The 11,927-nt window shown below is 75.3% G+C and carries 10 protein-coding genes; 3 read left to right on the top strand and 7 right to left on the bottom strand.

Annotated features, from left to right (window positions below):
* The 3 genes from KSNIM_RS26990 to KSNIM_RS27000 all read right to left on the bottom strand — a co-directional run.
* On the bottom strand, positions 1 to 1,483 hold a 1,483-nt coding region (locus KSNIM_RS26990; RefSeq protein WP_263105719.1), incomplete at its 3' end, for a GAF domain-containing protein.
* Positions 1,484 to 1,569: 86 nt separating this feature from the next.
* Entirely contained in the window at positions 1,570 to 2,913 is a 1,344-nt protein-coding gene (locus tag KSNIM_RS26995) for an MFS transporter (protein ID WP_263105720.1), read from the bottom strand.
* 82 nt (positions 2,914 to 2,995) lie between these two features.
* Complete coding sequence (locus tag KSNIM_RS27000; protein WP_263105721.1) at positions 2,996 to 3,769, bottom strand: 3-hydroxybutyrate dehydrogenase; 774 nt, start codon at positions 3,767 to 3,769, stop codon at positions 2,996 to 2,998.
* 388 nt (positions 3,770 to 4,157) lie between these two features.
* Between KSNIM_RS27000 and KSNIM_RS27005 the strand changes: the two genes are divergently transcribed.
* On the top strand, positions 4,158 to 5,723 hold the full coding sequence (locus KSNIM_RS27005) for a regulator (protein ID WP_411543780.1): 1,566 nt from the start codon (positions 4,158 to 4,160) through the stop codon (positions 5,721 to 5,723).
* 48 nt (positions 5,724 to 5,771) lie between these two features.
* Here the strand turns inward: KSNIM_RS27005 and KSNIM_RS27010 are convergent, their stop codons facing one another.
* Positions 5,772 to 7,085, bottom strand: a complete 1,314-nt coding sequence (locus KSNIM_RS27010) for an FAD-dependent oxidoreductase (RefSeq protein WP_263105723.1) — start codon at positions 7,083 to 7,085, stop codon at positions 5,772 to 5,774.
* Positions 7,086 to 7,525: 440 nt separating this feature from the next.
* Positions 7,526 to 8,437: a TIGR01777 family oxidoreductase gene (locus tag KSNIM_RS27015; RefSeq protein WP_263105724.1), complete on the bottom strand. Its 912-nt coding sequence runs from the start codon at positions 8,435 to 8,437 to the stop codon at positions 7,526 to 7,528.
* Between the two features lie 161 nt (positions 8,438 to 8,598).
* On the opposite strand from KSNIM_RS27015, the gene KSNIM_RS27020 reads away from it, so the two are divergent.
* Positions 8,599 to 9,096 carry a GNAT family N-acetyltransferase gene (locus KSNIM_RS27020; RefSeq protein WP_263105725.1) on the top strand — a complete coding sequence of 166 codons (498 nt, stop codon included), beginning with the start codon at positions 8,599 to 8,601 and terminating at the stop codon, positions 9,094 to 9,096.
* Positions 9,097 to 9,189: 93 nt separating this feature from the next.
* Positions 9,190 to 10,179, top strand: a complete 990-nt coding sequence (locus KSNIM_RS27025) for a DUF2510 domain-containing protein (RefSeq protein WP_263105726.1) — start codon at positions 9,190 to 9,192, stop codon at positions 10,177 to 10,179.
* A gap of 66 nt (positions 10,180 to 10,245) precedes the next feature.
* On the opposite strand, the gene KSNIM_RS27030 is transcribed toward KSNIM_RS27025, so the two are convergent.
* Together KSNIM_RS27030 and sucB are read right to left on the bottom strand one after the other, a co-directional pair.
* Positions 10,246 to 10,761, bottom strand: coding sequence for a DUF4240 domain-containing protein (locus tag KSNIM_RS27030; RefSeq protein WP_263105727.1), 516 nt, complete (start codon positions 10,759 to 10,761; stop codon positions 10,246 to 10,248).
* Between the two features lie 196 nt (positions 10,762 to 10,957).
* Positions 10,958 to 11,927, bottom strand: a 970-nt coding sequence (sucB, locus tag KSNIM_RS27035; RefSeq protein WP_263105728.1) for a 2-oxoglutarate dehydrogenase, E2 component, dihydrolipoamide succinyltransferase, incomplete at its 5' end; no start/stop codon positions are given.

The following is an 11,927-nucleotide window of genomic DNA, read 5'->3' on the forward strand; positions in this document are numbered from 1 at the left end:
AGCCGGCGAGCCGGGCGAGGCGGTCGGCGGCGTCCGCGGCGGCCCGGTCGGGCGGGGTGCCGTCGTCGGGCAGCAGCAGGACGACGGCCTCGCCGTGTTCGGCGCTGATGCCGCGGGTGCCGAAGAGGTAGCGGGCGGCGGCCCCGGCGAGCCGGGAGCGGTCGGCGGGGTCGGCCTCGGCGACCAGGACGAGGTGCCGGCGGCCCAGGTCGACGCCGAGCCGGCGGCCGCGGGCGGTGAGGCCGGCGGGGTCGCGGTCGGGCGCGGTGAGCAGGTCGGCGAGGAGTTCGCCGCGGACGCGGTTCTCGGTCTCGGCGACGGAGCGCCGCAGCAGCAGGAGCAGCGCGGTGACCACGCTCGCCCGTTCGAAGATCCGCCGGTCGGCGTCGTCGAGGTCGGCGCGGCCGCGCAGCACCAGACCGCCCAGCAGGTCGTGGCCGGCCAGCGCGGCGCAGACCCAGTCCTCGCCGCGGCGCACCGCGCGCCCCTCGGCGCGGGAGGCGGAGAGGGCGTCGGCGAGGGCGTCGGCGGGGTGCCGCGGCGGGCCCGCCCCGTCCGGGCCGGGCCGGCCGGTGAGCGGGTGCCCCTCGGTGTCGTGGACGGCGACCTCGCCGTCGAGCAGGGTGGCGACCTCCGCGGCGACGTCGGCGGCCTCGGCGCCGCGCAGCACCAGGTCGGTCAGCCGGTCGTGGGCCTGCTCGGCGCGCTGGACGGCGGCGGCGTGCGCCTGGATGACGTGGTTGGCGGCGGCGAGGTCGGTGAGCGCGGCCCGGGTGTCGGCGAGCGCCTTCGCGGTGTCCAGGGCGACGGCGGCGTGCGCGGCGAGAGTGCACAGCAGGGCGACCTCGTCCGGCGAGAACGCCCGCGGGGAGCGGTCGGCGGCGAACAGCACGCCGATCACCCGGCCGCCGAGCAGCAGCGGAACGCCGATGATCGCGACCAGGCCCTCGTCCAGCACGCCGGCGTCGATGGTGCCGGTGTGGTGGAACCGCTCGTCGGTGCGGTAGTCGGGGGTGGCGTACGGGCGGGCGGTCTGCGCGACCAGGCCGCCGAGGCCGTCGCCGAGGCTGAGCCGCAGGGTCTGGAAGAGCTGGGAGACCGAGCCGTCGGTGACCCGCATGTAGGTGTCCCCGGCCTCCTCGTCGGGGAGGGTGAGGTACGCGGTGTGGGTGCCGAGCAGCATCCGGGCCCGACGGACGATGGCCTGCAGGACGGCGTCCAGGTCGCGGGAGGCGGCGAGGTCGCCGGCGGTGTCGAAGAGCGCGGTCAGTTCCGCTTCGCGGCGCCGGTGCTGGCGCAGCGTCCGGTGCACCCGCAGGGCCTGCCAGGCGGCGGCGTCGATCTCGGCGAGCACGGCGGCGGGTGCGCCCTGCCGGCGCGCCTCGGAGAGCACCTCGGCGAAGTCCTCGGTGGCCGCGCCGGAGGCGAGCAGGTCGATCAGCCGGCGCAGGGCGGGGGCGGCGCTCTCGGTGGGCTCGTTCATGGTGCGGGCCATCGTGCCATTCATCCGTGCGGTCCGGGAGCGCTGCGGCCCGGGGCGGGGGAGTCGCCCCGGGCCGCACCGGCGGGTCAGCCGACCGGGACGCTCTCGCGGGCCGGCTCGGTGTCGGCGAGGTCCTCGCCGCGGGTCTCCCGGGAGCAGAGCACCGCGAGGACGGTGATCGCGGCCGCGATCGCCACGTACACCGCGATCGGGGTCGAGCTGCCGTAGTCCTTGAGCAGCGCGGTGGCGATCAGCGGGGCGGGGGCGCCGGCCGCCACCGAGGAGAACTGGGCGCCGATGGAGGCGCCGGAGTACCGCATCCGGGTGGCGAACAGCTCGGAGAAGAACGCCGCCTGCGGGGCGTACATCGCACTGTGGAAGACCAGGCCGATCGTGATCGCGGCGACCAGCGCGCCGAAGGACCTCGTGTCGACCATGCCGAAGAAGACGAACGCCCAGACGCCCACGCCCACCGCGCCGGCCAGGTACACCGGCTTGCGGCCGATCCGGTCGGAGAGCGCGCCGAACAGCGGGATCAGCGCGAACTGGACCGCCGAGGCGATCAGCACCGCGTTCAGCGCGGTCTGCTTCGGCAGGTGGACGTGCCCGACCGCGTACGCCAGCACGAACGTGGTCATCACGTAGTACGAGATGTTCTCGGCCATCCGGGCGCCCATCGCGACCAGCACGTCCCGCCAGTGGTTGCGCAGCACCGCGACCAGCGGCGGCTGCTCGACGGACTTCCGCGCCTTCGCCGCCTCCAGCGCCTGCTTGAACAGCGGCGACTCGTCCACCGCGAGCCGGATCCACAGGCCGACCGCGACCAGCACCGCGGACAGCAGGAACGGCACCCGCCAGCCCCAGGAGAGGAAGGCCTCGTCCGACAGGGTCGCCGTCATCAGCGACAGCACGCCCGCCGCCAGCAGGTTGCCGGCCGGGGCGCCGCCCTGCGGCCAGGACGCCCAGAAGCCGCGCCGCGCCCGGTCGCCGTGCTCGGAGACCAGCAGCACCGCGCCGCCCCACTCGCCGCCCAGCGCGAAGCCCTGGACCAGCCGCAGCGCGGTGAGCAGCAGCGGCGCGGCGACGCCGATCTGGCGGTACGTCGGCAGGCAGCCGATCAGGGTGGTCGCGCCGCCCATCAGCAGCAGGCTCAGCACCAGCAGCCGCTTGCGGCCGATCCGGTCGCCGAAGTGCCCGAACACCAGCGCGCCCAGCGGACGGGCGGCGAAGCCGATGGCGTAGGTGAGGAAGGAGAGCAGGGTGCCGGTCAGCGGGTCGCTGTCGGGGAAGAACACCTTGCCGAAGACGAGGGCGGCGGCGGTGCCGTAGAGGAAGTAGTCGTACCACTCGACGGTGGTGCCGACGAGGCTGGCGCCGACCACCTTCCAGAGCGGGGAGCCTGGTCTCGCGACATCGGGAGAGTGGGCCATGGGGGTCACCTGTTCTCGGGGGAGGGGCTGTGCGGGCGGGTACGGGCGGGGGCCCGTGGGACGGGGGGCGGGAGGGGGCCGTTCAGTGCGCCGTCCAGCCGCCGTCCACGGGCAGGCTGGCGCCGGTGATGTACGAGGCGGACGGCGAGCAGAGCCAGAGCGCGAGCTGCGCGACCTCGTCGGGTTCGATCAGCCGCTTGACGGCGGTGCGGTCGAGCATGATCTGCTCCACCACCTCGTCCTCGCGGATGCCGTGCGCCAGGGCCTGGGCGGCGACCTGCCGCTCCACCAGGGCGGTGCGCACGTAGCCGGGGTTGATGCAGTTGCTGGTGACGCCGTAGGGGGCGCCCTCCAGGGCGGCGGTCTTGCTCAGCCCCTCCAGCCCGTGCTTGGCGGTCACGTACGCCGACTTGAAGGCGCTGGCGCGAAGCCCGTGCACCGAGGAGATGTTGACGATGCGTCCCCACTCGTTGCCGTACATGTGCGGCAGGGTGCGGCGGATGATCCGGAACGGCGCCTCCACCATGACCCGCTGGATCAGCGCGAACCGCTCGGTGGGGAACTCGTGCAACGGGGCGACGTGCTGCAGCCCGGCGTTGTTGACGACGATGTCGGCGTCGTCCGGCAGCGCCTCCACCGCCTGCGGGTCGGAGAGGTCGGCGACGACGGCGACTCCGCCGATCCGCCCGGCCAGCTCCTCGGCCGGGGCGGCGGCGACGTCGACGACGTACACCCGTGCGCCGGCCGCGGCGAAGGCCTCGGCGCAGGCCCGGCCGATCCCGGAGGCGGCTCCGGTGACCAGCGCCGTGCGGCCGTGCAGGGCCGGCGGCGGGGCGGTGGCTGAAGTGGTGTCCATGGCCGAGAACGGTAGGAACCCGCCGCCCCCGCTCCCATGTGTGGGAACGACACAGGCATGCGCCGGCGGATGTGTTCCGACGCCATGGTCGGACCACAGGCGCACCGGTGGTGCAAGCCAAACCCTGCGTGCGCCCGCTTCCCCGTAACGGGCGCCCTTGCATCACCCGTTCGGAGGATTGCACGCCCGAATCGACCCATAGCGCCCGAATGCTCGCTACTGTCACGCCGATTCCCGACAGGGGGCGTCGCCCGTAAACCGGGGGGACCGGAGCGGCGCTCGAGAGGTGTTGACTGATATGCCCCAACGGCCTGTGACCGACAGCCCGGCGTTCGGACCGCTCGATGCGCTCGACCCGCACGAAGTGCAGGCCGGGGCCCCTCCGCAGGTGTCCGACGAAGACGACGACCGCCCGGTGGAGAGCGCCACCGGCAACCACCGCACGCAGAACCCGCAACTCGCCGCGCTCATCGAGGAGTCCGGCTTCTCGCACGCCGGTCTGGCCCGCCGGGTCGACCAGCTCGGCCTGGAGCACGGCCTCGACCTGCGCTACGACAAGACCTCGGTGACCCGCTGGCTGCGCGGCCAGCAGCCCCGCGGCGCCACCCCGGCGCTGATCGCGGAGGTCTTCACCCGGCGGCTCGGCCGCCGCCTCACCGCCCAGGACGTCGGACTCGACGCCTGCGCCCCGGTCTACGCCGGACTGGAGTTCGCCGAGACACCGCAGGAGGCCGTCGACATCGTCGCCTCCATGTGGCGCAAGGACAACGGCCCGTACGCCGAACTCCGCAAGATCGCCTTCACCCCGGCCGGCCTGGTCGTGCCCAGCCGCGACTGGCTGATCGGCCGCACCGACGAGCGGGTCGCCCGGGACGCCACCACGCTGCCCCCGGAGGAGCTGGCCGGCACCCGGCCCGCCGCCCCCGGAACCGTCCGCGGCCCGGCCCGGCCCGTCCCCGGACGGGTCCCGCAGCAGGCCCGCCGGCCGCTCCCCGGCACCGAGGCCGCCGAGCAGAACACCCCGGGGCGGGACTCCCGCCCGGCCGTCCGGGTCGGCCGCGGCGACATCGCCGCCATCCGCGCGGTCGGCGACCTCTTCCGGGCGCTCGACCACGCCTACGGCGGCGGCCACGCCCGGCAGGCCCTGGTCCGCTACCTGGAGAGCGAGGCCGAGCCGATGCTGCGCGGCCGCTACGGCGAGCAGATCGGCCGGGCCCTGTTCGGCGCCGTCGCCGACCTCACCAGGCTGGCCGGCTGGACGTCCTTCGACATCGCCGCGCACGGCCTCGCCCAGCGGTACTTCGTCCAGTCGCTGCGGCTCTCCCAGGCCGCGGGGGACCGCGTGCTCGGCGGCTTCGTGCTCACCACCATGAGCCAGCAGGCCGTCCACCTCGGCCACGGCCGGGAGGCGATCCAGCTCGCCCGGGTCGCCCAGCAGGGCGTCGGCGCCACGGCGGCCCCGGTCGTCCAGGCACTGATGCACGCCGCCGAGGCCCGCGGCCACGCACTGCTCGGCGACGTCCGCTCCTGCACCGCGGCGATGGTCCGCTGCGAGCGGGCGCTGGCCACCGCCCGGCCGGGCGACGAGGCACCGTCCTGGTCGCGCCACTTCGACGAGGCCCAGCTGGCCGACGAGTTCGCGCACTGCTACCGCGACCTGCAGCAGTGGCGCCCCGCCGCCCAGCACGCCGAGAAGTCGCTGCGGCTGCGTGCCCCCGCCTACGCCCGCAGCCGGATCCTCTGCCGCCTGGTGCTGGCCACCTCACGGCTCGGCATGGGCGAGGTCGAGGAGTCCTGCACGATGGCGGGCGAGTCGCTGCGGGCCGCCGGCGAGATGCGGTCCGCCCGCACGGTGGAGTACCTGCGGGACTTCCACCGCCGGCTCGCCCCCTACCGGGCCACGCCGTCCGTCCGGGCCTTCGAGGAGGCGGCCCGCCAGGCCGGGGTGATCTGAGCGCCGTCCGGCGGCCCGCCCCGCGGGCGGGCCGCCGGACGGGCACGGTCACGCCGCCACGTCGGAGGACCGCACCGCCGTCTCCAGCCCGAGGTCGCGCAGCACCGCCTGGGCGGCCCGACGGCCCGATACCAGGGCGCCCTGCACGCTGCTGGTGTCCCGGTGGTCGCCGCACACGTACAGCCCCGCCAGCACCCGCACCGACCGGCGGAAGTGGTGCGGGGCCGGCATCGCCGGCACCGCGTCCGGGGCGTGGCGGACGCTCAGGAACTCCCACCCGGCCGTGGAGGTGCCGTACAGCTCGGCCAGCCGTCGGCGCACCACGGGCTCGAAGCCGGCCGGGCCGCCGATGTCGTAGCCCCGCCGGCCCAGCACCGTGGTCGCCACCAGCGCCCGCCCGGCCGGTGCGTACGAGGGGTGCACGTCGCTGAGCACCAGCGTGTGCGCCACCCCGGACCGGTCGGCGTCCAGCAGCAGCGCCGGCTCGCCCAGCGGCGAGCGGTCCGCGGCGTGGAAGTAGGTGGTGACCGGATGGAAGTCCGGCAGCCGCAGGCCGGGCAGCAGCGCGGCCGCCGACCGCGCGTCGCAGGCCAGCACCACGGCCTGCGAGGCCACCCGGCCGTGCCGGGCGGTCTCCACGCCGTCCGCGGACACCGCGGTGACGGACACCCCGGTCCGCACCGTGCCGGCCGGCAGGCCCTCGGCCAGCTGCGCCGGCACCGACGCCGTCCCGCCGGCGGGCAGACAGAGCCGGCCCCGGGCGTACGAGCGCAGCACCAGGTCGGCCACCCGGCTGCTGGTGGTCAGCGAACGGTCGCCCAGCAGAGCGCCCAGCAGCGGCCGCAGGAAGCCGTCGACGGTCCGGCCGCCGAGGCCGCGGTCGGCCAGCGCGCGGGCCGCGGTGGTCTCCGGCCGGGCGAGCAGCCGGGGGACGGGCGTGGCCGCGAGCCGGTTCAGCGCGGCGGCCAGCCGGGCCCGTTCGAGCGGACTGCCCAGCGCGCCGCCGAGCGCCCCTCGCCCCGCCGCCTGCTGCGGGACGCCCGCCCGGTAGCGGCGGCCCGCGCTGTGCACCAGCACGCCCGGTGCCAGCGGGCGCAGGTCCAGCCGGTCCAGGTCGAGGCGGCGGGCGGGCTCCGGGTGGTCGGTGTTGAGCAGGTGGATGCCGTGGTCGAGCCGGAATCCGTCCAGCTCGTCCGAGGCCATCCGGCCGCCGATGCGCCGGGCGGCCTCCAGGACCTGGACGTTGAGGCCCTGTCCGGTCAGCGCGCGGGCGGCGGCCAGGCCCGCGAGGCCGGCACCGACCACGACCACGTCCGGGTCGGACGGCTGGCGGGAACGGCGGATGAAGTCGTATGCGGGCACGGGTGTGCTCCCTCCCTGACGGCGGCCTCCGGGCCCGCGCGGCGGCGGCCGGGCCCGTGGGAGCTCCGGCCGAGGCGGGCAGTGGGCTGCCGGGTACGGTCCGTCAAACGTGATGCCCCGTCAATGTGCTGATCAGACCGGCACGCCCGGTGGAATCGGGCCGCGCCGCCGGGTCGTGGTGGCACTGCGGAGGGGCCCGGTCACCGAGCGTGCGCCGGACCAGCGGCGATCCGGCGGCGCCGGGCGCACACGGCCACGGAGGGCGCGACGGCGCGCCCTCCGTCTGCAACCGTGCGCCCCTGTGCGCCGGGTGGGCGGACCGGGTCCGCCCCACGTACGGGGGCGCTTACCCGGAACCGGACCCTCTCAGTCCTGCCTGGTTCCCGCCCATGTCCCGCCCGGATTCCGCCCAAGTCCCGCCCGGATTCCGGCCGGCCCCCTCAGTCCAGCAACGCCGCCCGCACCATCGACTCCGGCTCGGCGTGCCGGAACCGGAATCCGGCCGCCAACAGCCGCTCCGGCAGCACCCGGTGGCTGCCCACCACCTCGACGGCCATCTCGCCGAGCACCGTCCTCAGCGCGAGCTCCGGCACGGCCAGCAGCGTCGGCCGCCCCAGCACCCGCCCGAGGACCTCCGTCAGCTCCGCGTTGGTCACCGGACGCGGACCGGTGAGGTCGACCGGACCGGACAGCTCCGCACGGTCGATCAGGAACCGCATCGCGGCCACCTCGTCGGCCAGCGACAGCGCGCTCCAGTACTGCCCGCCCGATCCCAGTCGCCCGCCCAGCCCCAGCCGGAACAACGGCAGCATCCGCCCGAGCGCACCGCCGCGCGCGGACAGCACCAGCCCGGTGCGCGGGTGCACCACCCGGATCCCGGCGTCCTCCGCGGGCCGGGCGGCGGCCTCCCACTCGACGCACACCCGGGCCAGGAAGTCGTCCCCGGCGGGTGACCCCTCGTCGACGACCCGGTCGCCGGTCTGGCCGTAGTAGCCGACCGCGGACGCGCTCACCAGGACCTTCGGCGGCCGCTTGAGCTTTGCCAGCGCACCCGCCACGGTCTCCGTGCCGAGCACCCGGCTGTCCCGGATCTCCTGCCGGTACGCCTGCGTCCACCGCCGGTCGGCGACCCCGGCACCGGCCAGGTGCACCACCGCGTCGGTGCCCTCCAGCCCGGCCGCGTCGATCTGCAGCAGATGGGGGTTCCAGCCGATCCCGACCGTGCCGTCCGGCTGCCGTCCCACCCGGCTGCGCTGCCGCACCAGCCGTACCACCTCGTGCCCGTCCGCGAGCAACGAGCGGACAAGAGCGGAACCGATCAGACCCGTGGAACCCGTCACCGCGATGCGCATGCCCCCATCCTCCCAGCTCCCCGGGTGCCGTCCCGTCACGCCTCTCCGTCGTTCGGGGCGAACCCGTCAGGCGCTCGGGAACCGTGAGAGCCGGAAGGGCGCACGCCGCACCGTCACCCGCCCCGACCGCCCCGGAACCCCCACGCCCTACCATGACCGTCATGCCGTCCGACGATCTGACGATCCGTCCCGCCCGCCCCGAGGACGACGCCGAACTCGCCGCACTCGACCGCGCCGTCTGGTCCGTCCTCAGCGAGGTGGCTCCCCGCCGCGCCGAGGGCACCGCCTTCTTCGACGAGCAGCACACCCCCGACGGCTACCTGGTCGCCGAAGTCGGCGGCCGCGTCGTCGGATACGTGCGCCAGGCCGTACCGACCCCGCTCGCCAGCAACCGCCACGTCCGTCAGATCCAGGGCCTCGCCGTCGACCACGGCGTCCGCGGCCACGGTGTCGGCCGTGCCCTGGTCGAAGCCGCCTGCGGGACCGCCGCCGCGGCCGGGGCCCGCCGGATCACCCTGCGGGTGCTCGGCCACAACACCCCCGCCCGCCGCCTGTACGAGCGCTGCGGCTTCACGGTGGAGGGCGTGCTGCGCGAGGAGTTCCTGCTGGACGGCGTCTACGTGGACGACGTCTGGATGGGCCGTCCGCTCGCCGGCTGACGTGCCGCCAGGAGGGTGTCGGCGCCCGACCGGTTCAAGTCGTGACCTTGCCGCCCCTGCCGGGCCGTGCCCCGGGACCGGTACCGTACGGCCGTGAGCACTTCGATTCCTCCCGGCTGGTACCCGGTCCCGGAGCCCGGGCCGGGCGGCACCGCGCAGGAACGCTGGTGGGACGGCAACGCCTGGACCGCCGAGGTCCGCCCCGCCCAGTCCGCCGCGGCCCCGCAGCCCGCGCAGATCGCCGACGCCCCCACCCAGGCCTGGAGCGGCCAGGCCGTCCCGCAGCCCGGGTACGGCTACCCGCAGCAGCAGCCGGGGCAGTACGGCTACCCGCAGCCCGGCGCGCCGTACGCCTACCCGTCGGCGGCGTCCGGCCCGAAGAACCGCAACGGCCTGATCATCGGCATCGCCGCCGGCGTGCTGGCCCTCGCGGTGGTCGCCGCCGTGGTGCTGGTGGCCTCCGGCGGCGACGACGATCCGCCAGTGGTGACGGCGCCGCCGCCCGTGAGCTTCTCCGCCTCCCCGCGGACCAGCCCGAGCCTGCCGCGGACCAGCCCGAGCCCGCGCAGCAGCACGCCGCCGCTCTCCGGCAGCACGATGACCGACGTGGTGCACGGCTGGCGCGTGCCGCGGCCCGCCGGCTGGACGGTGCACGCCAGCAGCGGCGCGAGCTCCGTCTACGAGGTCACGGGCCCGTACGACTGCGGCATGGAGTCACAGTGCATCCGCGGCCAGTTCTCGGTCGAGACGGTGTCGGTGCCCGGCTCGGACGCGGCCACCGTGGCGAAGGCCCAGATGGCCCTGTACGCCCCGCGGGTCTTCGGTGACCTCACCGGCCACGACGAACTGACCTCCGGCCCGATGGCGGTCGCCGGTGCCACCGGCTACGCGGTGCGCTGGCACGTCACGCCGAAGCAGGGCGCCTCCGGCTACGTGCTGCTGGTGGCCGTGCCGGACACCACCGGCAGCGGCTTCGTGGTGATGCACGGCGGCGTGGACGAGGACCCGCAGGCGCCCACGCCCGCCACGCTGGACGCGATCGTCAGCGGCATCCGCTCGACCACCTCGGGCAGCGGAGCCTGAGCCGCACCCCGGCCGGCACCGCAGTGCCGGCCGGGGCCGCCGCACGGGCGGCGGCCGGCACCCGTCTCACCGTCCGAAGCGCTCCCACAGCCGCGGGAAGCGCTTCGCCATGATGCCGTCGTCCTCGAAGTCGAAGGGCGCGCCCTCCGGGTCGTCCTGCGGTGCCAGGCCGAGGTCGGGCAGCGGCAGTCCGGTCAGCTGCTCGTGCGCCTCGTCGGCGGCGTAGCCGAGGTCCTCGGCCTCGCCGTCCTCCTCCTCGTCGAAGTCGGGCACCAGCACGGCCAGCTCGTCCGGCTCGTGCACCGCGTGCTCGTACACCTCGCGGCCCTGGCCGATCAGCCAGCACCGGAAGAAGTCGAAGTCGTCCGCGGAGGCGCCGCCCAGCATCAGGTGTGCGGCGGCCCACAGCTCGGTGGTGAAGGCCCGCTGGAACCGGGCCTCGAACAGCCGGGCGAAGTCGACGACGTCGTCCGGGGTGAGCTGTGCCAGCCGGTCGACCAGCGCGTCGGCCTGGTCGTCCGGGTCGCCCGCCGCGGCCTCGCGGGTCTCGTCGATCAGCTGCCAGAAGTCCGTCTCGTACATCACCGCTCCAGCATCCACGCTCACCCCGGCCAATGCATGCGAGGCGCGACGAGGACGGGTGGAGCGGGCCGCCGGGGGCGCGAAAGCACGGATCCCCGCCCCGAGCCGGAGGCGAGCGGGCGAAAGCACGGACCCCCGCCCCGGTGTCCCGGGGCGGGGGTCCGCCGTGCGTGCGTCCGCGGGTGCGGCGCCGTCCTTACAGGCCGAGCTCGACCTCGAACTCGCCGGCCTCGAGGATCTCCTTCACGGCCACCAGGTAGCGGGCGGCGTCCGCGCCGTCCACCAGGCGGTGGTCGTAGGAGAGCGACAGGTAGGTCATGTCGCGGATGCCGATGGCGGTGCCGCCGTCGGCCTCGATGACGACCGGGCGCTTCACGGTGGCGCCGATGCCCAGGATCGCGACCTGGTTCGGCGGCACGATGACGGTGTCGAACAGCGCACCGCGCGAGCCGGTGTTGCTGATGGTGAAGGTGGCGCCGGACAGCTCGTCCGGGGTGATCTTGTTGTTGCGCACCTTCTCGGCCAGCTCGGCGGTCTTCTTGGAGATGCCGGCGATGTTGAGGTCGCCCGCACCCTTGATGACCGGGGTCATCAGACCCTTCTCCGAGTCCACCGCGATACCGATGTTCTCGGTGTCGAAGTAAGTGATGGTGCCCTCGGCCTCGTTGATCCGGGCGTTGATGACCGCGTGGGCCTTCAGCGCCTGGGCGGCGGCCTTGACGAAGAACGGCATCGGGGACAGCTTCACGCCCTCGCGGGCGAGGAAGGAGTCCTTGGCCTTGCCGCGCAGCGACATGATCTTGGTGACGTCCACCTCGACCACGCTGGTGAGCTGGGCCTGCTCGTGCAGGGCCTTCATCATGTTGTCGCCGATGACCTTGCGCATGCGGGTCATCTTGACCGTCTGGCCGCGCAGCGCGGACGGAGCGGCGGCGGCCTTCGGGGCGGCGGCCGGGGCGGCGACGGGCGCGGCCTGGGCGGCCTTCGCGGCCTCGGCGGCGGCCAGCACGTCCTGCTTGCGGATACGACCGCCGACGCCGCTGCCGGCGACGGCCGACAGGGCCACACCGTGCTCGGCGGCGAGCTTGCGCACCAGCGGGGTCACGTAGGCGTCGCCGTTGTCCGCGGCCGGGGCCGGGGCGGCGGCGACCGGGGCCGGAGCAGCC

Origin of the sequence: Kitasatospora sp. DSM 101779, from assembly GCF_025655475.1 — a bacterium.
Classification (GTDB): domain Bacteria; phylum Actinomycetota; class Actinomycetes; order Streptomycetales; family Streptomycetaceae; genus Kitasatospora.